The 26,377-nt window shown below is 59.3% G+C and carries 26 protein-coding genes and 6 pseudogenes; 13 read left to right on the top strand and 19 right to left on the bottom strand.

All coding sequences use genetic code 11. The features are described 5' to 3' along the window. Window positions 1–79: 79 nt before the first annotated feature. The gene (locus JFV26_RS16330; RefSeq protein WP_201193941.1) at window positions 80–934 is read right to left on the bottom strand and encodes a LysR family transcriptional regulator; all 855 of its coding nucleotides are present in this window, start codon (window positions 932–934) and stop codon (window positions 80–82) included. Between the two features lie 89 nt (window positions 935–1,023). Here JFV26_RS16330 and JFV26_RS16325 point away from each other — a divergent pair, with 89 nt between their 5' ends. After that, on the top strand, window positions 1,024–1,461 hold the full coding sequence (locus JFV26_RS16325; protein WP_201193939.1) for a multidrug/biocide efflux PACE transporter: 438 nt from the start codon (window positions 1,024–1,026) through the stop codon (window positions 1,459–1,461). Window positions 1,462–1,556: 95 nt separating this feature from the next. On the opposite strand, the gene JFV26_RS16320 is transcribed toward JFV26_RS16325, so the two are convergent. Continuing rightward, the gene (locus tag JFV26_RS16320) at window positions 1,557–2,471 is read right to left on the bottom strand and encodes a LysR family transcriptional regulator (RefSeq protein WP_201193937.1); all 915 of its coding nucleotides are present in this window, start codon (window positions 2,469–2,471) and stop codon (window positions 1,557–1,559) included. Between the two features lie 113 nt (window positions 2,472–2,584). Between JFV26_RS16320 and JFV26_RS16315 the strand changes: the two genes are divergently transcribed. After that, window positions 2,585–3,439 carry an NmrA family NAD(P)-binding protein gene (locus JFV26_RS16315; RefSeq protein ID WP_201193935.1) on the top strand — a complete coding sequence of 285 codons (855 nt, stop codon included), beginning with the start codon at window positions 2,585–2,587 and terminating at the stop codon, window positions 3,437–3,439. A gap of 36 nt (window positions 3,440–3,475) precedes the next feature. Then, window positions 3,476–3,885: pseudogene (locus JFV26_RS16310) on the top strand (LysR substrate-binding domain-containing protein); the annotation flags it as partial. Between the two features lie 83 nt (window positions 3,886–3,968). Here JFV26_RS16310 and JFV26_RS16305 read toward each other — a convergent pair. Both JFV26_RS16305 and JFV26_RS16300 read right to left on the bottom strand, forming a co-directional pair. After that, on the bottom strand, window positions 3,969–5,582 hold the full coding sequence (locus tag JFV26_RS16305) for an inorganic phosphate transporter (RefSeq protein WP_201193933.1): 1,614 nt from the start codon (window positions 5,580–5,582) through the stop codon (window positions 3,969–3,971). A 216-nt stretch (window positions 5,583–5,798) separates the two neighbouring features. Further along, the gene (locus JFV26_RS16300) at window positions 5,799–6,821 is read right to left on the bottom strand and encodes a transporter (RefSeq protein WP_201193931.1); all 1,023 of its coding nucleotides are present in this window, start codon (window positions 6,819–6,821) and stop codon (window positions 5,799–5,801) included. A 410-nt stretch (window positions 6,822–7,231) separates the two neighbouring features. On the opposite strand from JFV26_RS16300, the gene JFV26_RS16295 reads away from it, so the two are divergent. Together JFV26_RS16295 and JFV26_RS16290 are read left to right on the top strand one after the other, a co-directional pair. Continuing rightward, complete coding sequence (locus tag JFV26_RS16295) at window positions 7,232–8,854, top strand: methyl-accepting chemotaxis protein (RefSeq protein WP_201193928.1); 1,623 nt, start codon at window positions 7,232–7,234, stop codon at window positions 8,852–8,854. Between the two features lie 111 nt (window positions 8,855–8,965). Beyond that, window positions 8,966–9,418 (top strand): hypothetical protein, encoded by a 453-nt coding sequence (locus JFV26_RS16290; RefSeq protein WP_201193926.1) that lies wholly within the window; start codon window positions 8,966–8,968, stop codon window positions 9,416–9,418. A 229-nt stretch (window positions 9,419–9,647) separates the two neighbouring features. On the opposite strand, the gene JFV26_RS16285 is transcribed toward JFV26_RS16290, so the two are convergent. After that, the gene (locus JFV26_RS16285; protein WP_201193924.1) at window positions 9,648–9,965 is read right to left on the bottom strand and encodes a PepSY domain-containing protein; all 318 of its coding nucleotides are present in this window, start codon (window positions 9,963–9,965) and stop codon (window positions 9,648–9,650) included. A 214-nt stretch (window positions 9,966–10,179) separates the two neighbouring features. Beyond that, window positions 10,180–11,306, bottom strand: a pseudogene (locus JFV26_RS16280) (glycerophosphodiester phosphodiesterase). A 235-nt stretch (window positions 11,307–11,541) separates the two neighbouring features. Between JFV26_RS16280 and JFV26_RS16275 the strand changes: the two are divergent. After that, the gene (locus JFV26_RS16275; protein WP_201193922.1) at window positions 11,542–11,868 is read left to right on the top strand and encodes a DUF2025 family protein; all 327 of its coding nucleotides are present in this window, start codon (window positions 11,542–11,544) and stop codon (window positions 11,866–11,868) included. A 128-nt stretch (window positions 11,869–11,996) separates the two neighbouring features. Here the strand turns inward: JFV26_RS16275 and JFV26_RS16270 are convergent. Then, window positions 11,997–12,319, bottom strand: a pseudogene (locus JFV26_RS16270) (antibiotic biosynthesis monooxygenase family protein). Continuing rightward, window positions 12,316–13,034, bottom strand: a pseudogene (locus tag JFV26_RS16265) (CTP synthase C-terminal region-related (seleno)protein). The pseudogenes JFV26_RS16270 and JFV26_RS16265 overlap by 4 nt, the downstream one beginning before the upstream one ends. Window positions 13,035–13,089: 55 nt before the next feature. On the opposite strand from JFV26_RS16265, the gene JFV26_RS16260 reads away from it, so the two are divergent. After that, entirely contained in the window at window positions 13,090–14,031 is a 942-nt protein-coding gene (locus tag JFV26_RS16260) for a LysR family transcriptional regulator (protein WP_201194240.1), read from the top strand. Between the two features lie 7 nt (window positions 14,032–14,038). On the opposite strand, the gene JFV26_RS16255 is transcribed toward JFV26_RS16260, so the two are convergent. The 3 genes from JFV26_RS16255 to JFV26_RS16245 form a co-directional block, all read right to left on the bottom strand. Continuing rightward, entirely contained in the window at window positions 14,039–14,581 is a 543-nt protein-coding gene (locus JFV26_RS16255; RefSeq protein WP_201193920.1) for a DUF1003 domain-containing protein, read from the bottom strand. 232 nt (window positions 14,582–14,813) lie between these two features. After that, window positions 14,814–15,890, bottom strand: a complete 1,077-nt coding sequence (locus JFV26_RS16250) for a diguanylate cyclase (RefSeq protein WP_201193918.1) — start codon at window positions 15,888–15,890, stop codon at window positions 14,814–14,816. Window positions 15,891–16,048: 158 nt separating this feature from the next. After that, a complete protein-coding gene (locus tag JFV26_RS16245; RefSeq protein ID WP_201193916.1) occupies window positions 16,049–16,657 on the bottom strand; it encodes a TetR/AcrR family transcriptional regulator in 609 nt (202 codons plus the stop codon). A gap of 212 nt (window positions 16,658–16,869) precedes the next feature. Here JFV26_RS16245 and JFV26_RS16240 point away from each other — a divergent pair, with 212 nt between their 5' ends. Beyond that, window positions 16,870–17,928: an MBL fold metallo-hydrolase gene (locus JFV26_RS16240; protein ID WP_201193913.1), complete on the top strand. Its 1,059-nt coding sequence runs from the start codon at window positions 16,870–16,872 to the stop codon at window positions 17,926–17,928. A gap of 53 nt (window positions 17,929–17,981) precedes the next feature. On the opposite strand, the gene JFV26_RS16235 is transcribed toward JFV26_RS16240, so the two are convergent. The 7 genes and pseudogenes from JFV26_RS16235 to JFV26_RS16205 all read right to left on the bottom strand — a co-directional run bounded on the left by JFV26_RS16235 (window position 17,982) and on the right by JFV26_RS16205 (window position 22,412). Then, on the bottom strand, window positions 17,982–18,242 hold the full coding sequence (locus JFV26_RS16235; protein WP_201193911.1) for an XRE family transcriptional regulator: 261 nt from the start codon (window positions 18,240–18,242) through the stop codon (window positions 17,982–17,984). Window positions 18,243–18,253: 11 nt separating this feature from the next. Beyond that, a complete protein-coding gene (locus JFV26_RS16230; RefSeq protein ID WP_201193910.1) occupies window positions 18,254–18,571 on the bottom strand; it encodes a helix-turn-helix transcriptional regulator in 318 nt (105 codons plus the stop codon). A gap of 93 nt (window positions 18,572–18,664) precedes the next feature. Next, window positions 18,665–18,852 (bottom strand): annotated as a pseudogene (locus tag JFV26_RS16225) (helix-turn-helix domain-containing protein); the annotation flags it as partial. Between the two features lie 71 nt (window positions 18,853–18,923). After that, complete coding sequence (locus JFV26_RS16220; protein WP_201193908.1) at window positions 18,924–19,904, bottom strand: hypothetical protein; 981 nt, start codon at window positions 19,902–19,904, stop codon at window positions 18,924–18,926. Between the two features lie 163 nt (window positions 19,905–20,067). Beyond that, window positions 20,068–20,547: a YbaK/prolyl-tRNA synthetase associated domain-containing protein gene (locus tag JFV26_RS16215; RefSeq protein ID WP_201193906.1), complete on the bottom strand. Its 480-nt coding sequence runs from the start codon at window positions 20,545–20,547 to the stop codon at window positions 20,068–20,070. Between the two features lie 9 nt (window positions 20,548–20,556). Further along, window positions 20,557–21,321: a sulfite exporter TauE/SafE family protein gene (locus JFV26_RS16210; RefSeq protein ID WP_201193904.1), complete on the bottom strand. Its 765-nt coding sequence runs from the start codon at window positions 21,319–21,321 to the stop codon at window positions 20,557–20,559. Between the two features lie 5 nt (window positions 21,322–21,326). Then, the gene (locus tag JFV26_RS16205; RefSeq protein WP_201193902.1) at window positions 21,327–22,412 is read right to left on the bottom strand and encodes a TauD/TfdA family dioxygenase; all 1,086 of its coding nucleotides are present in this window, start codon (window positions 22,410–22,412) and stop codon (window positions 21,327–21,329) included. A gap of 110 nt (window positions 22,413–22,522) precedes the next feature. On the opposite strand from JFV26_RS16205, the gene JFV26_RS16200 reads away from it, so the two are divergent. The 3 genes from JFV26_RS16200 (at window position 22,523) to JFV26_RS16190 (ending at window position 25,113) form a co-directional block, all read left to right on the top strand. Further along, window positions 22,523–23,446, top strand: coding sequence for a LysR family transcriptional regulator (locus JFV26_RS16200; RefSeq protein WP_201193900.1), 924 nt, complete (start codon window positions 22,523–22,525; stop codon window positions 23,444–23,446). A gap of 117 nt (window positions 23,447–23,563) precedes the next feature. Further along, a complete protein-coding gene (locus JFV26_RS16195) occupies window positions 23,564–24,364 on the top strand; it encodes a PhzF family phenazine biosynthesis protein (RefSeq protein WP_274610353.1) in 801 nt (266 codons plus the stop codon). A 230-nt stretch (window positions 24,365–24,594) separates the two neighbouring features. Next, the gene (locus JFV26_RS16190; protein WP_201193896.1) at window positions 24,595–25,113 is read left to right on the top strand and encodes a hypothetical protein; all 519 of its coding nucleotides are present in this window, start codon (window positions 24,595–24,597) and stop codon (window positions 25,111–25,113) included. 107 nt (window positions 25,114–25,220) lie between these two features. On the opposite strand, the pseudogene JFV26_RS16185 reads toward JFV26_RS16190, so the two are convergent. Next, window positions 25,221–25,511 (bottom strand): annotated as a pseudogene (locus tag JFV26_RS16185) (Fis family transcriptional regulator). Window positions 25,512–25,722: 211 nt separating this feature from the next. Between JFV26_RS16185 and JFV26_RS16180 the strand changes: the two are divergent. Then, window positions 25,723–25,968 carry a type II toxin-antitoxin system Phd/YefM family antitoxin gene (locus tag JFV26_RS16180; protein ID WP_201193894.1) on the top strand — a complete coding sequence of 82 codons (246 nt, stop codon included), beginning with the start codon at window positions 25,723–25,725 and terminating at the stop codon, window positions 25,966–25,968. Between the two features lie 8 nt (window positions 25,969–25,976). Then, the gene (locus JFV26_RS16175; protein ID WP_242487850.1) at window positions 25,977–26,351 is read left to right on the top strand and encodes a type II toxin-antitoxin system VapC family toxin; all 375 of its coding nucleotides are present in this window, start codon (window positions 25,977–25,979) and stop codon (window positions 26,349–26,351) included. The last annotated feature ends 26 nt before the right edge of the window (window positions 26,352–26,377 follow it).

Below are 26,377 nucleotides of genomic sequence, written 5' to 3'. Positions count from 1 at the left end.
AAGATCGCAGCCTTCGGCAGCTCCTACACGCAATCGCGTTTCAACTGTAGGAGCTACCGAAGGCTGCGATCTTTTGATTTCATTCCAACATCTTGCTCAATAGCCAACTCCCCGCCGGCCCCGGCGGATGCAGCCGCGACCACAGCGCATCGACATACACCGGTTTCGGCCAGCCCCGCACCTCCAGTTCCACCAGCGATCCCGCACCAAACCGCCCCACCAGCCAACGTGGTAGCGGTGCCCAGCCGAATCCGCCCTGAGCCATTTCCAGCAGCATCAAGTAACTCGGCGCCGACCAGACCCGGCCCTTGGCCCGGCTTTCATATGGGTTGACGATGGTCGCCAGACGCAACTCCCGGTGTTGTCGCAACACGTCTTGATCGATCCCGCCGAGTGTCGCCAACGGGTGCTTTTGAGCAACGAACAGCGCGATTTCCGTGCGTTCATCGACAGTCGAACTGACCAGGTCCGGCGGGTAACTGTCCTGCATTTCGGCAAAGGCGACTTGAGCCCGGCCCCGTTGCAGCAAGGCCACCAGGTCGTCGCATTCGGCGATCAGGCATTCAAGCTCGAGGTCCGGATAACGCTGTTCGAACGCACTCAGGGCCGCTTCGAAACGGTCGGACTGATAAGTGTCGGAAATCGCCACGGTCAGCTTCGCCTCGACCCCTTGGGATAATTGGCTGGCGGTCATTTCCAGGCGACTGGTGGCCGCCAGGATTTCCTCGGCCCGTTGCAACATCACGTGCCCGGCCGGGGTCAGGCTGGGCTTGCGGCTGCTGCGGTCGAACAGAACCAGGTTCAGGTCGATTTCCAGGCTCGCCACAGCGGCGCTGATGGTCGACTGACTGCGCCCGAGTTTGCGTGCCGCCGCGGAAAACGAGCCTTGGGTCGCGGCCTGGACAAATGCCAGCAATACTTCGTGGGAGGCCATGAACTATCGCCTTGGTCGATGGTTATTGGTTATGAAGTATCGGTTGGCTGACAGATCATGGCAACCACAGTCACTCAGGGAGTCTGGCCATGAACGCCAACAAATCCATTACTGAACGTATTTTCCAGGCCGTCGGTTTCGAAACGCTCGCCGTGATGATCTGCACCCCGCTGCTGGCCTGGGTCATGGACAAACCGATGGTGGAAATGGGCCTCGTCACCATGGCCATCGCCGCGCTTGCCTTGATCTGGAACGTGATCTTCAACGGCTTGTTCGACCGGTTGCTCAAGCGCCTTGATGTTGTGCGCAACGCCTGGGTCCGGGTGGTGCATGCGCTGTTGTTTGAAGGCGGCCTGATCGTGATGGGCGTGCCGCTGATTGCCTGGTGGCTCAGCGTCAGTCTGTGGCAGGCGTTCCTGCTGGACATCGGCGTGCTGCTGTTCTTCCTGCCGTACACCTACGTTTACCACTGGGGCTATGACGTGATTCGGGAGCGGATGGTTTTGCGCTCATCTTGCCAAGGATAAAAGCAAAGATCGCAGCCTTCGGCAGCTCCTACAGGATCGGGTTTACACGCGGTCAATGTAGGAGCTGCCGAAGGCTGCGATCTTTTGATCTTGATCTACCGCTGCTCACACAACTCACTCACAAACGCCAAAAACGCCCGTACCTTCGCCGCCGGCAAATGCCGCGACGGGTACAGCGCATACAACGGAAAGCGCTCATCCGGCCAATCCGGGAACAACTCCACCAACCGACCTTCGGCCAATGCCGGAGCAATCCCCAAATCCAGCACCTGGGCGATGGCCTGGCCGCTTTCGCAAATGCTGTGCAAGGTACCGACATCATTGACCAGCAACCGGCAGTGCGGCTGTACATGCAGCACCGCGCGCCCCGGACGATGAAACTCCCAGCCAAATGGCCGAGCGGTTTGCGGGTCACGGAATTGCACGCACACGTGTCGCTCGTCTTCCATGTCCAGCGGCGCCAACGGTCGGCCGTGACGCTTCAGATACGCCGGCGAAGCAAGCGTCAGGACTCGAACATCCAACAACTGACGCGCCACCAGCGACGAAGACTGCGGATGGCCGAAACGCACCGCCAGATCAAAGCCGTCCGCCACCATATCGCCCAGTTGATCGCGGGTTTGCAGTTCCAGGTACAGCTCGGGATAGCGCGCCATGAATTGGCCCAACTGCGGTCCTAGAATCAGCCGCGAAAAATACGGGTCCATGTTGACTCGCAGTCGCCCGCGCACCTGCGTGGCGCTGGTCGAGGCCGAGTTGGCCGCTTCTTCCAGGCTGGCCAGCAGCGGCGCGATTTCCCCATGGAAGCGCCGACCTTCATCGGTGAGGGTGACAGTGCGGGTGGTGCGATCAAACAGCCGGATACCCAGGCGTTTCTCCAATCGGGCGATGGCCCGGCTGACCCCGGAGGGCGTCAGCTCCAGCACTTCGGCGGCGCGGACGAAGCTGCCGCCATCGACCACAGCGCTGAACACACCCATGCCGTTGGCGAGACTGGCGTCAAAGCTCATTGGTGACTCCCGATCATTTGTTCAATGACATTCATGCTATCGGAGAATGTCTGCCTTGAGCTCGATAATCTGCCCAACGCGATAACCGTCGCCGTCTTGCAGGAGAACAGCTGATGTACGCAGTCATGGGCATTACCGGGAAAGTAGGCGGCGCGGTCGCCCGGACGTTGCTGGCCGCCGGGCACTCCGTGCGTGCAGTGGTGCGCAGTGCCGATAAAGGTGCAGTGTGGGCGCAGCAAGGGTGTGAATTGGCCGTGGCCGATGTCGATGACCGAGACGCCATGATCGAAGCGTTCGCCGGCGCAGAAGGGGTGTTCGTGATGATGCCGTCGAATTTCGACCCCTCGCCAGGCTTCCCGGAAACCCGGCAAGTGGTGGAAAACATTCGCTCGGCGCTGGACGTCGCACACCCCGGCAAAGTGGTGGGCCTGTCGACCATTGGCGCCCAGGCACGCCAGCCAAACCTGCTCAATCAATTGCGATTGCTGGAGCTGGCATTGGGTTCGCTGGCGCTGCCGGTGACCGTCCTGCGGCCCGCCTGGTTCCTCGAAAACGCCTTGTGGGATGTCGAGCACGCGGTCGGTTCTGGTGTCATTCCAAGCTTTCTGCAACCGCTGGATAAACCCGTGCCGATGATTGCCACCGCTGACGTCGGCCGAGTGGCGGCGCAACTGCTGCTGGAAACCTGGCCCGGTCAGCGCGTTGTCGAACTGGAAGGCCCGCGACGGATTTCACCGCTGCAACTGGGTGCTGGTTTCAGCGAACTGCTGGGCAAACCGGTGCGCATGCAAAGCGTGCCTCGGGAGACGTGGCAGGGACTGTTTGAACGTCAGGGGATGAACCATCCACTGCCGCGGATGCAGATGATCGATGGCTTCAACGAGGGCTGGATCGAGTTTGAAGGCGAACCGCGCAAGGGCCGGGTCGAGTTGTTGACGGTCTTGGGGCAACTGTTGTCGGGCCATTGATCGCGTTGAGCGGGCTGATGTCAGCCCGCTCATGCCATGGTCAACTGCGCCAGCCCGGCTTACTTGCAGCGCCATGTCGTGCCGCAGGGGCTTGAAGACCTGATGCAGCATCGGCTGGTGCATTACGTTGGGGGGCTGGGTTCGCGTTCGCAAGGGGTTCTGTACGAGGAAGAGGGCAGCTGCATCGCGTGCCGATGGCCGGCAGCATCACGGTGAACAACACCGATGGTTATGAGTCGGCGTGCCTGGGCGGCTTCGGTCTGATTCAAGCGCTGCTGATGGGCATGCAAGCGTATTTGCAGCGCGGAGAACGGGTGGCGGTCTTGCCGCACCTCAACGCGCCGTCGATGGAAGTCTCGCTGCTGTATGCACGGCAACGGCATTTGCCGCTGCGGGTACGGGCGTTCATGGATTGGTTGGCCCAGATCATCCAGACAGCCCAATGACCTGTAGGAGCGAGGCTTGCCCGCGATAGCGATCTCAAGAACGCCATCGCGGGCAAGCCTTGCTCCTACAAGTCCGGGGTGGGTCAGAACAATTTGGTGAACAACCAGTACAAGCTTCCCGACAACAGGATCGCCGCCGGCAAGGTCAGCACCCAGGCCATCAGCAGGTTGCGGATGGTCTTCATCTGCAAACCGCCGCCATTGGCGACCATGGTCCCGGCCACACCCGAGGACAACACGTGGGTGGTGGAGACCGGCAAGCCGAACATGTCAGCGGCGCCGATGGTCAGCATGGCCACGGTTTCGGCCGACGCGCCCTGGGCGTACGTCAGGTGGGTCTTGCCGATTTTTTCACCGACCGTCACCACGATGCGCTTCCAGCCGACCATGGTGCCCAGCCCCAGCGCGATGGCCACGGCGATCTTCACCCACAGCGGAATGAAGCGCGTGGCGTTGTCGATCTGTTGCTTGAACAGTTGCAGCTTGCCGGTGGTGTCAGCGTCGAAGTTACCGACCTTGTTCTTGTCCATCAGGCGAATGGTTTCGCTGGTCAGGTACATGTCGTTACGCACGTTGCCCATGGCCTCGGCCGGGACTTTCGACAGCGAGCCATAGCCTTTCACTTCGTTACCGATGTGGCCGGCCAGCGAGGCGAGGGCGGGCACCAGTTGCGGCGTGACGTCTTTGCTGCGCACGTAATCGGACAGCACCGCACGCGGGTCGGCGGGTGTCGGCAGCGGTGCGCTTTTGACCAGCGCTTGCTGGGTGACTTCGGCCACGGCGGCGAACTGCAACGCCTGATCGGCCGGCATGGTGCAGTTCAGCGCATACGCCATCGGCAGGGTGCCCACCAGAATCAACATGATCAGGCCCATGCCTTTCTGGCCGTCGTTGGAGCCGTGAGCGAAGGACACGCCGGTGCACGTCAGAATCAACAAACCTCGAATCCACCAAGGTGGCGGCGCATCACCTTGCGGTGCCTTGTACAGCGAACGATTCTTGACGAACGCCCGCAGGGCCAGCAGCAACAGCGCGGCAAAGCCGAAGCCTACCAATGGCGAAAGCAGCAGCGCATAACCGATCTTGGTGGCTTGCGCCCAATCCACACCGCTGGTGCCATCGCGGCCGTGCATCAAGGCATTGGCGACACCGACGCCGATGATCGAGCCGATCAGGGTGTGCGACGAGGAGGCCGGCAGGCCCAGCCACCAGGTGCCGAGGTTCCACAGGATCGCAGCGATCAACAGGGCGAAGATCATCGCAAACCCGGCGGAGGAACCGACTTGCAGAATCAGTTCCACCGGCAGCAACGCGATGATGCCGAATGCCACCGCGCCACTCGACAGCAAGACCCCGAGGAAATTGAAGAACCCGGACCAGGCCACCGCGAAGTTCGGCGGCATCGAGTTGGTGTAAATCACCGTGGCCACCGCGTTGGCGGTGTCGTGGAAGCCGTTGACGAATTCAAAACCGAGGGCGATCAGCAGCGCCACGCCCAGCAGCAGAAACGGTGTCCAGGTGGTCACCACCGTGCCGAGTTCGTGCATGTCGTGCATCAGGCTGTAGGCGGTGAACAACAACCCGCTGGCCAGCACTCCGAAGAAAATCACGAAGGTGAACAGGCCGGGTTTTTTATCGAAGTGCGGTCTGGCGCTGCGGGCGGGCGCCTGGCCAGCGGATAAGGAAGGAGTAGCCATCACGGACAATCCTGAGTGAGGAAGGAGTATTGCCTATGATCGTTTCAAAATATGACAGAGAGACTGCGGTGGGTCAGTGTTTGGGGGGTTTGGTTATCCGTTGATCCGCAAGATCAAAAGATCAAAAGATCGCAGCCTTCGGCAGCTCCTACGGGGGGAATGTGTACACCTGTAGGAGCTGCCGAAGGCTGCGATCTTTTGATCTTGCTTTAGACTTTAGTAATCCTGGCGCTTACGAAACGCCCAACGCCCGGCCAGTAGGGTGAAGGTCGCCACCAGCGCCACCAGAATCCAGAACCCTTCCGGGTCGCCCGAGAGTGGTATCCCGCCGACGTTCATGCCGAAAAAACCGGCAATGATGTTGATCGGCAACGCCAGCACCGTCACCACGGTCAGGGTGAACAACGTGCGGTTGCTCTGCTCGTTGAGGTTGGCCGCGATTTCTTCCTGCAACAGCTTGATCCGTTCACCGAGGGCCGTGAGGTCGTTGATGATCAGCGCAAACTCCTCGGTGGACTTGCGCAACTCCTTGACGTCTTCCTTCTGCAACCATTGCGGCGGACGGTTGAGCAGGCGCAATAACGACCCCGGCTCCAGCGCCAACAAGCGTTGCAGGCGCACCAGCACCCGGCGATTGGCGCCCAATTCGGCACGGTTGGTCGACAGCCGCGAAGACAGCAACTCATCTTCGATCTGATCGACACTCTGGCTGGTCTTGCGCACGATCTGCGTCAGCACCTCGCCCTGATCGCGCAGCAGGTGCACCAGCAACTCCAGCGGTGAGCGAAAACATTCACCGGCCTTCACCGAGGAGCGAAGCTTGTCCACCGAGTGCAGCGGTTGCAGCCGAGCGCTGATGATCAGCTTGCTGCGGGCGCAGACCCACAGCGTCGAGACATCCGAAGACACCATGCTGCTGAGGTTGAACACCACGTCGTTGACCACCGCCAGCAACGCCGAGTCGACATGCTCGATGCGGGTCGAGCGGGAGCCTTCGTGCAGCGCCTCGAAAAACTCCTCGGGTAATTCCAGATGGCTTTTCATCCAGCGCTCGCACGCGGCGTGGGCCAGGTTCAGGTGTAGCCAAAGGAATTCGTCGTTGCCTTCGGTGTGTTGCAGGCATCGCAGGGCTTCGGCCGAATCGATCTCCCGGCCGCGCTCACCGGGACGAAAACGGAAGCCGTAAAGCAGGCCGAACAAGTCAGTGTCGCGATGGCTTTGGTCGATGCTGTGGTTCATGAGGTCTCGCTGAGAAGAAGTGCCGGTCGCTAATGCCGCGTTATGGCTGCTATCGCCCGTAGCAGCTGTCGAGCACCGCGAGGCAGCGTCCGGCGGCGTAGCCGTCGTAAAATCAGGCGACTCGGTGTTTCAGGAACACCGCGTCCGATCGCGGCCCGCGCCTCGCGCTGCTCGACAGCGGCTACCGGGCATCATCGCAAGGTGTTTTGACGGTTTTGTGACGGTTACATGGCGGCGCAAACGTGTGCGTTACCGGTGGTCGGGAAGGATTCAAGAAGCGCTCTGGCACGCCGATGACGCAGGTGTCAGGTTGCGCGGCTTTGGCCACGAGCCGAGATTGCAGACAGGGAAGTTTGGACGTCTTTCACGCCCAATCAGGCGTGCTTCTTTCTTGTCATGAGTATCACTCGATGCTGAAAAAATCCCTGAGAGCCCAAATCCTCGCGTTGCTGAGTGGCAGCCTGTTGGCGATGTTGTTGATCGCCTTGGCCTGCTTTCACTTCCTGTCCAGTGGCGTCCAGCGTTACGCCAACCTGATCGACGGCCCGCTGCGCACGTCGCAATTGATCGATGAAGCCAACCTGCAATTCAAGGTGCAGGTTCAGGAGTGGAAAAACGTGCTGCTGCGCGGCAAGCAGCCGGCGGACCTGGACAAATACTGGAAGCAATTCGAAGACCGTCAGCGCGACGTGCAGGGCATTCTCGGCGAACTGGCCGGGCAGAAAGGCCTGGATGGCCAACTCAAGAGCAGCATCGAACGCCTGCGTGACGAACATCGCCAGTTGGGTAACGCTTACCAGAAAGGTCGTGATGCCTATGTTGCTGCCGGCGCCGATCCAACGGCAGGCGACAACGCGGTCAAGGGTATGGACCGTGCCACCAGCGATCAGATGAGCGAATTGGTTGGTGAACTGCGCAAGCACGGCACCGAGCAGTCGGCGTTGATCAGCGCCAGTGCCGATCGCACGGTGTTGCTGGGGATCATCGTGATGCTCGCGTCCGGGCTGCTGATCGGGCTCTTGAGCCTGTGGCTGATCAACCGCAACCTGGTTGACCCGATTCGCAAGCTGATCGACTACGTGGCGCAACTCAGCCAGGGTAAATTCGCCGAGCGCGTGGCCAGCAGCCGTGAAGACGAGTTGGGCAAACTGGCGATGGCGGCCAACACCTTGCGCGATTTCCTTGCCGAAACCTTCACCCGTTTGCAGCGCAGTGCGTCGGACCTGGACAGCGCCAGCGGCGAGCTGAACTCCATCGCCACGTTGATGGCCAACGGCACCAACGAGCAGTTCAACCGCACCGATCAGGTGGCCACGGCGATGAACGAAATGTCTGCCACCGCGCAGGAAGTCGCTCGTCACGCAGCGGACGCTGCACGTGCGGCCGATGATGCCGACCAGTCCGCCCAGCAGGGCGAAAAAGTCATGCAGGGCACCATTCAGACCATCACCCAAATGCGCGGCGAAATCGCCAACACCGCCACCGTGATCCGTCGTCTGGAAACCGACAGCGGGCGTATCGGCAAGGTGCTGGAAGTGATTCGCGGGATCGCCGAGCAGACCAATTTGCTGGCGCTGAACGCGGCGATCGAAGCGGCCCGCGCCGGTGAAGCCGGACGCGGTTTTGCAGTGGTGGCCGATGAAGTGCGCAGCCTGGCCCAGCGTACGGCGGCGTCGATCATCGAAATCAACCAGATCATCCAGACCGTGCAAACCGGTGCGGTGGACGCTGCCCAGGCGATTGAAAGCGGTCAGTCGCGCAGCGAAGAAAGTGTCGAGCAAGTGACCCAGGCCGGCGCCATGCTGGAGCGCATCACCCATGCCGTGGAAGCCATCCGCGACATGAACCGCCAGATCGCCACGGCGGCCGAAGAGCAGACGTCGGTGGCCGAAGACATCTCGCGCAACCTGACCGAGATCACCAGCATCGCCAGTACCAACCTGGACCACGTGCAGCGCACCGAAGCGGCGAGCCACAACCTGCACGGGTTGTCGGGGCAGTTGAATGAGGTGACGTCGCGCCTGAGCGCGTAACGGAAAAGGCTGTGTACCGGCTTGCTTACCGAGTCGGTACACAGTTGATCTCAAGTCCGGCTAAACGATGTCGATGATGGATTTAACCTGAACCCAAATAGGATAAGTCCCATGGTCAGCATCACCTCTGTTTCGATCAATCAGACCCTCTCGACGCCGACGAGCCAAACCTCGATCAACGGCAGCACTGGCGACACTACATCAGCAACGTCCACCACCTCCAGCAGCACGACTTCCAGCGATGGCCCCAAGGCTGCTGCTGGCGGAGCCGCGCCGGCTGGCGGCAGTAGCAGTTCGAGCAGCAGCACTGAATCCGATGCCGTGAAAGCGCTGCGCAAGCAGATCGCTGAACTGCAAAAGCAACTGCAGGAACAACAGCAGCAACTGCAAGCGGCTCAGGCCAGGCAGGAAAGCCCCGATGCCAAGGCCGCGGCTGTTGCCGCCGCGCAGTCGCAGCTCTCAGCCACCTCGGGCTCGTTGGAGACCGCCACCTCGGCGTTGGTGCAGGCGCTACAGGACGAAGGCAGCAGCACTTCCGGGTCGATGGTCAGTACTACGGCTTAATCCACTGTTGGCAGGCTGAAGGTAAACAACGTGCCGTTCTGCGTCGTGAACGGATTCCAGTGGCCCCTGGCGCACGCAGGCACAAAAAAACGCACGACCCGAAGATCGTGCGTTATTAAAAAACGTGTAGGCGCGAAGCTTGCTCGCGAAAGCGGTGTGTCTGTCACATCAATGTTGAATGTGCTGCCGTCTTCGCGAGCAAGCTTCGCTCCTGCAGGGACTGCGGTGATTATTTGTCCTGTTTGTTGCTCAGCACCTGGCCGGTCTTGGCGTCCAGGTCCACGTCCCACTCAACGCCTTTGGCGTCGCGGATTTCCACCTGATAGACGTAGGTGCCGGTGGCAGTCTGATCCAGTTCGGTGTCGGTGATGTTCGCCGCTGTAGTGCCTGGGTGCTGGGCGAGGGCGGCCTGGTTGAGTTTTTCCAGGTCCATGATGGTGCCCGCTTTCAGCAGCCCCGGAATCAAGTCCGGGCGAACGTCAGCCTGGGCCAGGCCAGCAGTAACAGTCAGGGCCGCGGCGGCGAACAGGGCAGTCAGGGTTTTCATAAGCGTCTTTCCTTGGGTGAGCTGTTTAAGTGGGCTCAGATTAACCAGCGCAACTTAACTCACCCTTAATTCTTCGGCGGCGGTAAAGCATTCGCGAGCAAGCCCGCTCCCACACTGGATCGCAGTCGTTCACAGACTCCATGTATGCAGGCGATCCAATGTGGGAGCGGGCTTGCTCGCGAAGAGGTCGACGCGCTGTCGCCTCAGGTGCCGATCAGTAGCCGTTGTTCTGCAGCAATTGCGCGACGGAGCCAGCCGCCGGGCGTTTGTAGAACTTCAGCAGTTCGCTGGCGCGATTGGTGAAGATGCCATCGACGCCGGCATCCATCACCTTTTGGTAATCCACGGCATCGTCGACGGTGTAGACGTGCACCAGCATGCCCTGATCGTGGGTGTACTGGTTCATCCAGGGTTGCACCAGGTCCGAATAGCTCTGGTCGCCGCCCTTGGTCAGCGCCGCCGAAGGGCCGGTGCCGATCGCGCCCTGGGCCTTGGCGTACTCGATCCATTGCTGGAATTCGGCTTTGCTTTTCGGCTCTTGCCTGGCGTAGTAAGTGGCTTTGTCCTTGTCGCCGGATTGCGCGAAGGTCTCTTTGGATTTCGGCTCGATACTGCCTTCACCGACCCACAGCAACAGGACCTTCGGCACGTTGGGCATTTCTTTTGCAGCAGTTCGAGGCTGCTCTTTTCGAAGGTTTGCAGCACGACCTTGCCTTTGCCCTGGCCGACCGAGAGCTCGCTCTTCGCCAGTTTCGAGCCCGCCGGGCTCAGCCAGCCGCGATCCTGGAGTTTCTCCTTCAGGTCATGCTCGATACCGGGGAATTGCTTTGGCTCTTTGGTCTCGATGTACAGGCCGGGCTTGTGCAGCGGGTTGCCCTGGGCGATGTCGATGATTTCATCGAGGGTCAAAATCTTCAGGCCGACGTAGGCCGCACGCGCGCGATCAGGGTAGGCGGCGTTGAACCAGCTACCGGCGTCGAGGGTTTTCAGTTCGGCGAGGGTGAACTGGTTGGCCGGCGCATCCTTGCGCTCAGGGAATTTGCTGGCAACGTCGGTGGTGCGTTGCAGGTTGTTGTCGTGCAAGGCGAACAGCACGCCATCCTTGCTGCGTTGCAGGTCCATTTCCAGGTAGTCGGCGCCCAAATCGCGGGCCAGTTTGTAGGAGGCAGCGGTGGATTCCGGGGCATCGAAGGACGCGCCACGGTGGGCAATCACGGCCGGATGCGGGATGCCTAATGTGGTCGCCAGCGCGGTGGGGCTGGTCTGGCTGGCAGCCTGTGCCTGGCCGAGGCAGAGCAGCAGGCCCAGCGCCAAGGCGCTTTTGCTGAAGGTAACAGGCATGGTCGAGATCCTTTCGCAGAGGTTTTCAAAGACGTCCCTTTTAACAACTGAGCGCCGCAAGCGCTATCGCAAGACCGACATAAACTTGTTTAAAACAGTTTTTTCTGCGCTTTTGTGCGGTTCTTTGCAGTACTCTTGGCCGCGGCAGTTTCCCCGCCAGAGGGAAACCCGTTCGCCAGCCCTGCGTGTAAACCATCGATCACCGGTCCCTTAGCGACCTTTTGTGAGGTTTATCATGCGCATCACTTCCCAGCTCATCTGCCAGGCCGCTGACCAGCTCAAAGGCTTCGTTGGCCTCAATCGAAAAACCGGTCAGTACATCGTGCGTTTCAGTGAAGACTCCTTTGGCATGGACGTGGCGGACGACGGCATTATTCCCACCAGCGAGTTCGTCTGGGCGCCAGGCCCGGAGCAGGCCATGACCCTCAAACGTGAGTTGATTCAGTTATTGCTGGATCAGAATATTGATGACCGGATCAACATTACCGAACCGTTGCGGGTGTATATGAATCGGCGGGAAGTGCCGCAGATATCGGCGGTGCGGAGTTTGGTTCAGGGGTGATGTTTTTGTGGTGATCTTGCTGGCCTCTTCGCGAGCAAGCCCGCTCCCACACTGGATTTGCGGCGTTCACAAAATCCAATGTGGGAGCGGGCTTGCTCGCGAAGGCGTCCTTCAAAACGCTGCATCAATTAAAGTTTGAACTCATAAGCCCGCTCAACCCGGCACACCCGCGTATGACACGCCGCATACCACGTCGAGCGCCCACGCTCACGAATCGCACTGTGCTCGGGGTGATGCTTCCACGCCAAAATCGCCGACTCGCTGGTCCAGTACGACACGGTAATCCCCAACCCGTCCTCGCCCGGGCTGACTCCACACCGAGGAAGCCCGGTTGCTCGCGAGCCAGTTCGACCATGCGCTCGGCCGCCTCGGCGTAACCCAGGTCACCGTCGGTGCGCAGGGACGTAAAGATCACCGCGTAATAGTGCGGCGGCGGGGTGGCGGCGATCATGACTGTTGCCTCGCACAGGCCTCGATCAAGGCCCGAACCAGAGGCGGCAAAGTCCCCTTGAGGGCCGCACGTTCCGGCTGGAACAGGGTGGCGACGAAGAACGGATGACCTTTCAATTCCACCGCGCGCAAATCCCCTGTCGAATCGTGACCGACAGCCTTGAGTTGCTGCTTCAGTAGCGCCTGTTCGAATTGCGGATTCACACCATAGCGGCAGCGATAGCCTTCGTGAATTTCGGACTTTTCATACGCCCCGGCGATCAACGAGCCTTCCACCAGTTGAATGCTGTCGACCGCCTCCACCAGCGCGCACGTCAGCGGCGTGAGCAAGGCCCGCGCAGCCTCGGGGCGGTTTCTCCGTGCTCGGCATCGGCCCAGCCCAGTACATTGCGGGCATATTCCAGCACCGCGTGTTGAAAACCGCCGCAGGTCCCAAGGAACGGTCGCTGATGTTCGCGGGCAAACCGGATCGCCCGCAAGGCGCCGTCCCTATCGCGATAGGGGCTGGCGGGCACACACCAGAAACCGTCGAATGTTTCGAGCGCAGTATCGGCGTGGATGTGGTCAGTGGCGAGCCATTGCAATTGCACGTTCAGGCCTGAATGTTCGGCGGCCATGCCGAGGGCGACGGGGATGGCTTGATGGGCGGTGACTTGCGGGTCGTAGTCGCCGATCAGGGCGATGCGAATAGCGGTTGCAGGAGAAACAGCGTCCATTTGGTTTTCCTTTTAAACAGCGATCTTGAAAGTGACGACTAACCCTGTGACGAGGTTGTTCGTTTCTGGCACCCACTATAGATTGGCGTTCACGCACTCAATATTGGCGTTTACCCAATTGATCAATGCACTGTCGCACTATCGGCTCGATTACCCGGACCTGGCGTTGATCCTGGCCCTGGTCCGTGGCGGCTCTCTGGCCCGGGCTTCACAGCTGTTGAAAGTCGACGTCTCGACGGTATTCCGCGCTGTGCGCCGACTGGAAGCCGCACTCGGCCAGCAATTGTTCGAAAAAAGCCGCGCCGGCTACCTGCCGACAAGTTTGGCGCAGTCCCTGGCGGTGCAGGCTGAGCGCGCCGAACAGGCGCTGGACGCGGCACGCATCGGGGTCGAGCAGGGCGGTGAGGTCATCAGCGGCACCGTGCGCCTGACCTGCACCGATTCCGTCCTGCAGGGTTTGTTGCTGCCGGCGCTGGCGCAATTCATGCCGTCCTACCCGGCGTTGACCATCGAACTCAGCACCTCCAACGATTTCGCCAACCTCAGCCGCCGGGATGCCGACATCGCCCTGCGCCTGACCCGTACACCGCCGGAGCATTTGGTCGGGCGATGCCTGGCGCAGGTCTCGTATCGGGTCTGTGGCAGTGCGGCCTACCTGAAAACGGTTGATCCCACCGATCTGGCTTCGCTGACCTGGATCGCTCCGGACGACTTCCTGCCCGATCATCCGACCATTGCCTGGCGCCGACAGCAATTACCCGGCGTGGTGCCGGGTTATCGCTGCAACAGCATGCTGTCGGTGACGGAGTTGGTGCGGGCGGGGCTCGGCGTCGCGGCGTTGCCGGACTTTCTGATGGGTGACAGCTTGCAGCCATTGACCGAACCGTTGCTCGGTTGCGACACGGCGCTGTGGTTGCTGACCCGCCCGGACTGCCGCGCCTTGCGCTCGGTGGTGACGCTGTTCGACGAACTGGGGCGAGCGCTACGGCTACCTTGAATAAGCGTCAGGCTTTCGGCCCATCCTTGTGCACAAAATGCTGATGCATTTCCGAGGTCAGGTTTTCGATGCGCTCGGTCAGGCTCTTGGTCAACTCGGTGAGCCGGGTGTTCTGCTCCAGCAACTCCATCAATTGCGTCGTATTCTGTGCGGCCTGAGCCTGGCGCTCGCTGTTAGCAACCGCCAGGGCTTCGCGGTGTTGCGCGTCGGCCTCGGAGTTGACTTTATCACGCGCAGCCTGACGGGTCTGGGCCAGCAGAATCAGCGGCGCGGCATAGGCCGCCTGCAGGCTGAACGCCAGGTTGAGCAGGATGAAGGGGTAGACGTCGAAGTGAGTCACGCCCGCCAGGTTGACGCCGATCCAGATGGCCACGATCAGGGTTTGTGCCCCCAGGAACGTTGGCGTGCCGAAGAACCGCGCAAACGCCTCGGCGCGCAGGGCGAAGGTGTCATTGCCGAAGGTCGGGGCGAGGTGAGCGTGAGGGCGGTGGAAGCGCAGGTGATCGATCGGGGCAGCGGTGGGCTTGGTGTCGGACTTGGTTGAATTCATGATGCGCTCGGCAAGGATTCGGGACTTGGAGTCACTATAGCCCTGGGCAAGCGTTGACTGGCTGAATCAATGTTGAATGACAGTCCGTCTTCGCCAGCAGGCTCGCTCCCACAGTTGATCTGTGGACGACACAAATCCGCTGTAGGCGCAAAGCTTGCTCGCGAAGGCGGCGACAAGGTCTCTGACCAAGCAACGAAAAGCGGCCCCGTTTGTTGACATGTTGCACAAGTTTTCAGGCTGAGATGCGTGTTGTTGAGCCGCCGGTGGGAGGGGGCAAGGTGACACTGATCTTGTTGCGCCCGGTGTTTTTCGCGATGTAGAGGGCTTTGTCTGCGTCGTTGAGCCAGGCAATCGCGTCGGTGAACGCCGTTTGATAGGTGGCCAGGCCAATGCTCAACCGGATTCGCAGCTCGGGGACTTGCGGGTGGCGATAGTCATTGAGCAACTTGCGCAAGCGCTCCATGACTTCCCAGGCTTGGCGCAACGACATGTCTGGCAGGATCACGCAGAACTCATCGCCGCCATAACGTCCCGCCAGATCTCCTTCACGCAGGTTACGCCTGAGTTCAATGCTCAATTGACGCAGCACCGAATCACCGATGATGTGCCCGTAGGTGTCGTTGATCACCTTGAAGTGGTCGATGTCGATCAGGGCAATCACTGACGTCACCTGATTTTGCCGGCATTGCTGGAATGTGACGTGCAGCAGATCCTTCCAGGCGCCGTGATTGAGCAGGCCGGTCAAACTGTCAGTGCGGCTCAAGGCGCTCAAGGCGCGTTTGTGTTCGGCGAGTTTGAACGCCAATCGATAGAAAACCATCCCCACCGCCAAAGGGTAAAGGGTCAGCGACGGCAGGCAGGCCCAGACCTGGATCGGCGTGGTCGTCGAGGTGAAGGCTATGCCGAACAGTAGCCAGGCAATGATCACACCGCTCATTTGAGCCAGGGCGCCTTGCAGGAATAGCTTCGGACCACCGGCTGCGACGTTGTTCATGGTCATCATTGAAAGAATGGTGACGGTTGCGATCGGGTTGAACTGAACGCTGGCGGCCCAGAAACCGCCCCACAGCGAATCGCAGATGATGTTGCGACGCTCGGCTTGATAGGGGCGGAGCGAACGGGAGGCTATCTGGTAGGCGAGATGGGGCCAGACAAAACCGTTGAACAACATCAGGGCCCAGACCCAGCCCGGCATGTTCAATGGATACAGCGCGGCGGACACACAGATGCAGCCAATGCCCAGTCCGACAGTCCTGGGCATGTAGATGCGTCGGGCGAATGAAAGGCCTTTGCCGCGTTGCTTTTTCATAATTCCCTATACCAGTTTCATTCTGAAACACATTACGGTGTTTCATTCAGAGCTTCCGTTCATAGGCAAAGCAACAGACATTGTCATTTATTCCAACAGGAATAATCAGTGTCCCTGGAAGCCATTTAACGAGGGCGCAGGCGTGGCACAGACGTGATCTAGAGCTGATAGCAGGCCAGGAACATGTCCATGGCCGACTCGACCACTGTGGCTTGCACCTCGGGTGAAAGGCCCGTCTGGCCCATGGAAATCTGCGGCCAGAACGCAAAGGACTTGAGCAGCCCCTGGACCTGCTTGGCGGCAAATTCCGGGGCGACCGGCTTCACTCGGCCATCAGCCTGAGCGGCGCGAATCCACAGGGTCAGGCCTTCTTCGCGTTCACCCATGCGAGTGATCATGTTCTGGGCGCGCTCGGGGGAATGGATGGTGGCGGCAATCGCCACGCGTGCCAGGTCGAGAAAGTTGTTGTCGCCCATCATCTGCACTTTTGCCATCAGGATCTGACGAAGCTGATCGCGCAAAGGCCGTTCCGGGCGGTAGGGCGTTTCCTGTTCGGCCGTCACCCGTGCCCATAATTGATTGAGGATTTCGGCAAACAACTCTTCCTTGCTCGGGAAGTGGTTGTACACCGTGCGCTTCGACACGCCGGCGGTGGCGGCGATCTTGTCCATGCTGGTGATTTCAAAACCGTTGGCACGGAATTCAGTAATCGCCGCCTGGATGATGGCTTCGCGTTTTCGGTCGGTGAGACGCTGTGGAGCTGTCATAAATATGCTTCGGCAGGAAGAAGTGAGGGAATTACACTCGGCAGTTTACTTGTGATCGGCTTTCATGCAACCTAGAAACTACACTGTGCAGTGTAATGTTTTGTTAATCCTGCACGGTGAAAAATAGAATCTTCGGCTGATGCGTGCGTGCCTTGGCCATTTATCGTCCCAAAGCGCAAACCGTGAATTGCACGGTTTTCTGGAGTTCAGTCATGGCCACTTCAACGTCCTCTGTGGATAACGCCACCCAGCCTGAAGCGTCCCGTCACGCTCAAGGGCAATATCGAAACCATGCGCCGGTGCAACGCGAAGGCTTTCGCAAAACCTTGCGCATCATGTGGAACATGATCTTCCACAAACCGCGAAACACCCGCCCAAGTGCTGCCGTGCCCGTACAAGCACTGACCCGGGCCGCGTTGATCGCCGCACCCAATCACAGCGTCTACCGCCTCGGTCATTCCACCGTGCTGCTCAAATTGCGGGACAAATTCTGGATCACCGACCCGGTTTTCGCCGAGCGCGCCTCACCCGTGCAATGGGCCGGCCCCAAGCGTTTCCATCAGCCACCGATCAGCCTCGAAGAATTGCCGCCGATTGAAGCGGTGATCCTGTCCCACGATCACTACGACCACCTCGACTACCAGGCCGTGCTCAAACTGGCGGACAAGGCCAAGTACTTCCTGACCCCGCTGGGCGTCGGCGACACCCTGATCAAGTGGGGCATCGACGCGAGCAAAATCCGTCAACTGGACTGGTGGCAGGGCACTGAAGTCGACGGGATTCAATTCATCGCCACACCGTCGCAGCACTTTTCCGGTCGCGGCCTGTTCGATGGCAACAGCACGCTGTGGGCCTCGTGGGTGATGATCGATGGCAACACACGGGTCTTCTTCAGCGGCGACACCGGTTACTTCGACGGCTTCAAACGCATCGGTGAACAGTACGGCCCGTTTGACCTGACCCTGATGGAAACCGGCGCCTACAACGTTGAATGGCCGCACGTTCACATGCAGCCCGAACAAACCCTGCAAGCTCACATCGACCTCAAGGGGCGCTGGTTGCTGCCGATTCACAACGGGACCTTCGACCTGTCGATGCACGCCTGGTACGAACCTTTTGACCGGATTCTGGCATTGGCCTGGGAGCGGAATGTATCGATCAGTACGCCGCAGATGGGGGAGGCGTTCAACGTGATGTATCCGCAGCGTGGCAACCCTTGGTGGTTGGGGTTGGAAAACGTTGGGGATCAAGTGACGGTGCAAAATGCTTGATGGCCTGAGGCCGGGCCGCTTGCCATGAAAGCGGTCCTGGCTTCACCACTAAACTACCTGCTCTTGTCGTTTAGTCGGTTCAGGTATTCCGAGATCTTTGCGACGGTCAAATCGCGAAATTGTCCGCGGAGCATTTCACTCAGTTCCTCCTGAGACAGCCCGAGCTTGTGCGCCACCTCGTCCTGACTCAGATGCCCGGTTTCGAGAAGCATGCCTATCTTCATGACGTATTCAGCTTTGGCCCGCATCTCGGCAGTATCGGGACAATCGAGCGCGTCATAAACGCTGCTGTTTCTTCCAGTGATGTCGTTCATTTGCAGGCTCCTCACTCAACCATCGCATAATCCGCCCGCGCCACCGGATTCGGCGTCGACCCTTTCACATTCATCCCTCTGCCCGGCGCGAACCCGGGGAAGAACACCAACCCTTCCGATTCAAACCGATACGCCAACGCCAGCCGCGTGACATCCAGCACATCGTGTTCGGCCTCGAAACGCTCGATGGCCTCCACGCTAACCCCGGATTCGCGAGACAGCTCTTGCACGCTCCAACCCAGCATCGCTCGGGCCTGGGCGCTGTGGGCCGGGGTGAATTGGAAAAGGGCGATACGTTCCAGGGTGATTTTCATCGCAAGAGAGGCCATGGTGTTCTCCGGGCTCGAGAGTGCTGATTCAAAATGTACTGTGTTTTTGTACAGTTGTTTTGATCCCGGATCAAACGCATTTTTTGATTTGTGCTATTTCGCCGCCTCCATCCAGACAGACGGTGCCTGCCCCAGTACCCGACGAAACATCGTCGAGAACGCCGTGGGCCTGTCATAGCCGAAGTCCGCGCCAGGGCCAGTACCACGCAGGCTTGCTGCCGCCATTGGCTGAAACTCCAGCCGGTCTGTTGGCGGAACAATCGATTGAAGGTGCGCAGGCTGCACGTAATCGGCGCAAAGAAGTGAAGCGTGAGATTCGGGCACTGGAGCAGCAACTGAGCGGGGCAGAGTACTAATCCGCCAACCCCGGCGCTTCCCGAACAATAAAGTGATCCAGGTTCTCAATACTGGCACTGAACACCCCGAACGTCTGTTCGGGGTTTTTCTTGCTCGGCACCTGCTTCAACTCCGGCGTCACGCCATAGAAGAAACAAAACAACGCTTTCCCGCTCTCGATGGCGTGCTTGATCTCTTCCAGGAACGCCTTGCGCTTGCGGTAGTTGTCGATCAGCTTCTTGCTCAAGTAAACATTCACCGAGTAAGGCTTCTTCTTCGCCTCATCCGGTGCCTTGAACCAGACCTTCTGCTCGAAGTCGATGCGAAAGCTCTGGGTGTAATCCTTGATCTCCTTGATCTTGCCCCAGTAAATCAGCCCCTTGTTGTCCTGCAGGTACTCGATCTTCTTGAAGAACGACCCATAAGGCGCCGTGTGCTCGCCAATCTTCAGCGGCATGCGCTTGAGCAACTCCTTGTCTTCGAAGTTCGACACAAAACACTCCACCGGGTGGGCGAAGACACTGGTCTTGTCCGGCGCCGACTCGCGCCCCGGGTGCTCGGCATGACTGTCCGCCGAAGTGCTTTTCGGCGCATCCCGCAGCACATCCGCCGCTACCGCCGAGGTCGACGGCTTGCGCACATACTCACGCCGCGTCAGCAACAATTCCGACGGGAAATGCTCCTCGCGGCCGTCATCCGTTTGCGTACCGTCGACGCCCGTTACCTGCGCCTTGAGACTGACATAAGGACAATCGGCCACGTGCCGGGTGCCGGGCGTGTTCTTGAAGTGCGGGGTTCGAACGTAATTCACATTCCTGGCGTTGAACGTCGTCAACACATTCAACCCATCGAAGGCCAGACGACAGGCATCGTTGGGGCACTGGAAATGTTCCTTGGCCGAATCGAACGCCACCGTCTCATCGAAATTCAAATCCCGCACGTCATAGATCGACAGCTTGTCATCGAGGCTGAGGCAGTAGGCGAGGTCGAATTTCATGGTGGGCTCAGGTCCTTGCAGGCGCGAGCTTGCTCGCGATGGTGGCCAACGATAACGCATAAAACCTGACACCTCGTGGCGTTCTCAGGTTTTCGTCGCAACGCCGCCCGGAGCCGGCTCGCACCTGTACCCATCAGCGCAATCCAGTCCTGCCCACCGCTGCTCAACCCTGGCGGATATCCAGCAACCGGGGCTTGGCAATCGACAGGTAATCCTGGGTATCGAGCACCATTGATGCATCCAGCCGACCGGCGTTGAAGGCGATTTCGCCGTAGCCCGTGGTCAGGGACGGATCGACGATCAATTGAATCCGCTCATCGAAGGTAAACGGAGGGATGGCGCCGATACTGCAGCCGGTCAGTTGCATGGCCGTTTGCGCGTTTACCAGCTCGGCTTTTTTCCCTCCCAGGGCCGCTCCGACTTTCTTCATGTCGAGCCTCTGGTCCCCTGGCAGTATCACCAGGGCATAGGGTTCGGCCTGACCCTTTAGCGCGCAGAGCATGGCTTTTGCGCCTTGGCCGGGTTCGGTGCCACGGAGTTCGGCGACCCGCGCCGACTGGCCCTCGGCATCGTGCATCAACACCCGATAGGAGGCGGCGTTGGCATCGAGTAGCGTCACCAGGCGATCAAACATGGGCTGCATGGGCTTTCCTCAGGTTTTCAGTAACAGGTCGTAGGACAGTTTGCTGATCAGGATCACCAGCAATACCAGAAACAGCGCCCGGACAAAGGGCACGCCTTTACGCACCGCCAGCCAGGTGCCGGTCAGCGCGCCCAGGATGTTGAAGACCGCCATGGGGAGGGCGATCAGGTACAGCACGTTACCTGTCGGGATGAAGAATATAAGCGCTGCCACGTTGGTCGCGATGTTCACCAGCTTGGCCGACGCCGAGGCGTGCAGGAAGTCGAAGGCGAAGCAGCGGATAAACAGGAAGATCAGGAAGGTACCGGTGCCAGGGCCGAACAGCCCGTCGTAGAAACCGATGGCGCCGCCGATGACAACCGCCAGCCACTTCTGCCGGATACCGATGAAAGTGGGGGCGTGCAGGGCGCCGAAGTCCTTTTTGCAGAAGGTGTATATCGCCATCAGCACGATCAATACCAGCACCGCCGGGCGCATCACTGACTGGGGCACGAACGATACCGTGGCCGCGCCGAAGAAGGCCATGACAAAGGCGGCGCAGGCGGCTGGAATCACCAGGCCCCAGTCGATCACCACCTTGCGCACGAAGGACCGGGCCGCGAACGCGGTGCCGAATGCGGCCGCGACCTTGTTGGTCCCCAGCAGCGCCGCCGGCGGTGCGGCGGGCAGCACGTTGAACAATGCGGGTATCTGGATCAGGCCGCCGCCGCCCACCGCCGCATCGATCAGGCCGGCGGCGAAGGCGAACACACAAAGTAGGACAATATCGACCATTAATATCAGGCTCTGGCGATGAAGGGTTGTTGGGGGTTCAGCGCCAGCACGCGGGCCGGGTCATTGACCCCGAAAACCCGCAGCAGCCAGCGGTCGCGCCCGTCGTAGCGCGGGGTAAAACCTTCCCTGGCATGCAGGGTTTGCTGGTTCTTGAAGATCAGCATGTCCCCCGGTTGCAGCAGGACGGGGCGTACGACATCGGGGTGATTGGCGGCGGCTTCAAACAGCTGCAGGGCCAATTTCGCGATGGCGCAGGTGGCGGTGACACTGGCCTTGTTGTAACGGCAAAACAGCTCGCCGGTTGCGTTTTTGTACAGCAGGGGCACGTGTTCCAGCACATTGCCCGATTTGCCGAAGGACACCGGTCGGCGAATGGCGAACTGCGGTTGTGACAGGGCTGATTCAACCCAGTCGGGCAACATCGCCAGCACCTCGCCAATGGCCACGATGCGGGTCGGCACATCCAGCTCGCAGCGCAGGCCGGTCAGGCACAGGTACTCCGGACAGGCCGACAACGCTGAGACCGGTTCGCAGGTCAAGGGCAGGTGCGGGTTGTCGACGTGCATGCACAGGTCCATGCGCGATCCATAGGAGCTCTCTTCGGTTTCACGCTGGCGCTTGGGCGACACGTGGCGGAACACCGTGTCGTCGTTTTCACCCTCGTAGGCCACCGGATGGGTTTGCAGGGTCTGCAGCACCGCCAGGATCGCGCCGGCCACTACCGGCAGTTGCTCGATACCCGGCGCCATGTCGTAGGGGGTGGCGGGCAGGTGCGAGTCCAGGGGCAGCCCCCTGACGATCATTGCCGCCTCGGGGGCCTTGGGAAAGTTGCGCAAGCGCTCGATTTTTTCACCGCACAGGACGCTCTCAAGCAGCTGCCCCAAGGCCGGCATGTGACGGATACCCGAGAGGCTGTCGGTCACGCCCAGGGAGGTCAGGCCGGCGTGAAGCGCGTGCTGTTCTTCGAACGAAACATGAATCTGCGGTATCGCCTGTCGGGTTGAACTCGCTGGGTGACTGCCCTGCCAGTCACGAATCTGTTCACCCTCAGAGGTCGTTGATGTCCCGACTATTTTTTCCATCTTTGCCATGTCCATTTGCTCCTGTTTGCCTACATCCCTGTAAGTTGAGCGCGAAGGTTAACGGAAGGGCCTTTTTTGTGTTGCAATGCCACGTTGCGATAAATGCAATGAGGTGATCAATGGCTCTGGATCAGTTGTGGGCGCTTGAAGCCTTCGCGACCGTCGCGCGCAAGCGCAGCTTCGTCGCGGCGGCACGCACGCTGGGGCGCTCCCCCAGTGCGTTGACCCGTGCCGTTCAAGGCCTGGAGGAAAGTGCCGGGGTCAAGTTGTTTAATCGCTCCTCCAGCGCCGTAAGCTTGACCGAGGCGGGTGAACGCTTGCTGCCCCACGCCTGCAAAATGCTGGAATTGCAACGTGAGGCGGATGAAGACCTGGCCGGTCTCAGCGGCATGGCGAGCGGCTGGGTGCGTTTTTCCGCCCCCGAGTCCCTCGGCCACGGTGTTTTGCCGCAATTGATCGCGCAGTACGCCGAGGATTATCCGGACGTGAACGTCGACGTGATCTTCACCGATGAGACCCTCGACCCGGTCAAGAGCAAGCTGGACTTCTCGATTCGAGGCGCGTTTGCGCAATCCAGTGACCTGATCGGCTATCCACTCTGGAGTTACTCGCGTCATCTGTACGCCAGCCCCGGCTACCTGCAGCGGCGCGGGACGCCTGAGGCCATTGAAGCGCTGGAGGCCCACGCGCTGATCCTGCACACGGCGCCGCGCATCCTCAAGGAATGGAATTTCCGCAGTGAACAGCAGGCCATCAGCGTTCGGGTCCATCCACGGTTTCGTTTCAGCTCGGGCGTGGCGGTGTTCCAGGCCGCCCTGGCGGGTATCGGCATCGCCCGCCTGGCGGACTGGCTGGCGGAGCCCGAAGTGCAAGCGGGGCGCCTGCGCCGGGTCTGCCCCGAGTACCGGCTCACCTCCAGCAACGGTGACAGCCCGCAGATGCACGTGGTGTATCCGGCCGGGAACTTGCCGCTGCGGGTGAAGGCACTGCTGGAGGTGATTCGCGGGTTTGGTGACAGTCTTGAGTACAAGCATGGGCCTTAAACGTAAGGGGCCGGCCACGTCACCGTCAGAACTCCAGTATTAAGGACGATGGTGTCCGCGTATTGGGCGCACCCCTTACACTGAATACTCATGACCAACCACGTGTGAATCTACAAAATGCACTTGAAGCGATTTAGATGTTTTGGAACAGGCCCGAATAGCGGAAATGAAGCGTTGGTCATTTTTGAAGGGGCTTCCTCCGGACGGTCGATAGCTGAGCGTCAACGTTTTGCAGCCGCGCAGAAGGCCAAGGCTTGCGTGTTTATCAACATAATGGAGGATGGCGTCGGGCCGTGCGTTCTCGATTTTTATTATCCGCATGCCAGAAGTCCGCTCTGTCTGCACGCATCACTGGCGGCCGCGTATTACTTGCACACCCATAATGTCGCTGAATATTGCGGGTCGGTGCTGACATCCATGAATAAACAGTTATTGACCTTTACTCACTCAGGAAATGAGCTGCACATCAGCGTCGAACCTGATCAAGTGAACATGTCTGTACCCTCAATTTGCGTCATTGCAAAACTGCTCGGTTGTACTGAGTCGGCGATCAAGTCCCCCGCTGCAATAGCGTCAATTGGTAGTCCGAAGTTATTGGTTGAAATGGTCAGTCCAGAGGCGTTATACGCGTTGCGTCCGGCACTGAACGGGATTGTTGAATGGGGGCAGGCGGCAGCCGTGAGCGGCGTTTATGCCTACGCGCACCGCGAACTGAATAAGTACGAGGGACGAAATTTCAATCATCTGGATGAGAGCATGGAGGATGCTGCAACGGGGGTGGCGGCTGGCGCGCTCAGTTTATTTCTGGCAAGAAACATCATCTTGTCCCAAGGCGTCATGCTGGGCAATCGGTGTCAAATCAGCGCGTCTGATTGTGATGGATTGATCAGTGTTGGGGGCCTGGTTTTCGAAGCATGACAACAGCGTTCGCCTGCGTGGTAAACAAACGCCGGGCTGTATGGTCGGGGCGCGGCGGGTATTCCTGATGCTTACGTGGAGTGTCATCCTGCTCACCGTGCCGGATGATTTTCTCCGCTCAGAATGCGCTACTCAGCAGCGTCTCTTCTTTAACGCATTGCGATTGTCGTTTGCAGAGGAAACAATGCAACGGCCAATTCGGCAACGCGTCTCAAGGAGGATCCATCGCAATGAAGCACGGCTGGCTTTACTTCAACACCATATCCCTGGTGTCATCGGTTTTAACGATCACTGCTTACTTCGTGCCTGACGGTGCATCAGGCGTACTCGCATTACTTTCCCGTGATGTTCCGTTATGGGTGCTTTTCCTGGCGCTGGCGGCGGTCTCAATCATTTTGAGCCTGGTGTTCCGACTGAACAGGAAAGACGAAAAGTACCTGTACCAACAATTAGTTGCTGAAAATAAAATCTTGACTCTTGAGCGGGATCGGCAGACTGCAGATTGTCAAAATGCTCGGCATTTGCTCGTGAAATACCAAGGACAGGAGGATCTGGCGGGCCGTCTTGACGATTACAAAAGGCTCGAAAATGAGATTTTGAGTCACCTTAAAGGTGGATTGTCAAAAAGCGGCGAGCAGCTCGCTGAGTTGACCGGTCGTGATCTGAATGACGTCATGCTTGCTTTACATGTTTTGGGTGAGCGCGTAGTCGGGGTAGTAGGTTTTTATGAGCTCAGTAGACCATCCTGAATCGCCCGGGCCGGGCCCGGACCAGGGCAAAGTGGGCTGGGGTGAATTGCAAGGAGAGCGTAGATTCAGCAAAGGCTGGCTTTTCGGCTGATAGTGAACCAGCGCATTCAACTGTTTTGCGGAACCAATCTGACTTCAGCTCGGTGACCCAGCGCACGTGCGGCACTCGCCAACGTCGCGAGCGTCATTCCAGAGTCATTCTGATCCAGCGCGCGATCCACAGCGGTACGACTGGTTTACATTCGCTGAGCCAGCGTCTTTTTGCTGACTTTCTGAGATGCCATTGCTTGGGCAATTTGCCAAGCAATGACGCGCTTCAAGACAGCGGCGGAAACCTCTTCGAGCATCCCCTGTTCTGCGAGAAAATCGTCAAAGTTGGAGCCGACAGCAGTGGTCATGGTGATGGTCCCGGATTTGATTCACTCAGGAGGGTACCAAAAAAGGTACGGAGTGAAAGATGATCATATTGGGCAGTGCGCAGGTGATCACAGCAAAGAGTTTGGCAGCGGTGACGTTGAGACGCCATTTTTGACAGACGGTCAACTCGACACCTTGCTGATAAAAAGTATACGGCTTAGTCTAGCTTAGCTAATGCTATGGAGGTGCAATATGAATGAACTGGTGCAAGTAAACATGCACGAAGCAAAATCCCAACTCTCTCAACTTGCCGAACGTGCATGGCATGGCGACAAGGTTGTGATTGCCAAGGCTGGCAAGCCTTATCTGGATCTGCTGCCTCATGTCGATACACCTCGGGCGCGTAAGCCTGGGCGGTTGAAGGGGAAAATTCGGATGTCCGCAGATTTTGACAAGACCCCTGATGACATCATTGATGGATTTGAGGGCAACCTATGAGGCGCCTGTTGTTGGATACCCACGCGTTTCTTTGGTGGCTGTCCGATGATCCGGCGCTGGGCGCAGAAGCTCGGCAGATGATAGGGGAGCCGCGTAATCAGGTCTTGGTAAGCGCCGCTTCGATCTGGGAGATATCGATCAAACAGGCGAAAGGGATGCTGGAGGCTCCAGAGGATCTTGAGGCGCTGGTTGAAGACGAGGGTTTCACAAAACTGCCGATTTCACTGTTCCACGGACAGCAGGCGGGCAAGTTACCGGAAATCCATCGTGATCCCTTTGACCGAATGTTAATTGCCCAGGCCCAGGCGGAAGGGCTGGAGTTGGTCACCGCAGATGGAATTATTCCGAAGTACGGAGTGCGTGTGGTTCCGGCACGGTTGTAAGGCGCGCGGGACACTGATATTTCCAA

Source organism: Pseudomonas sp. TH31, from assembly GCF_016650815.1.
Classification (GTDB): domain Bacteria; phylum Pseudomonadota; class Gammaproteobacteria; order Pseudomonadales; family Pseudomonadaceae; genus Aquipseudomonas.
This window is presented reverse-complemented; position numbering and strand designations above follow the sequence as displayed.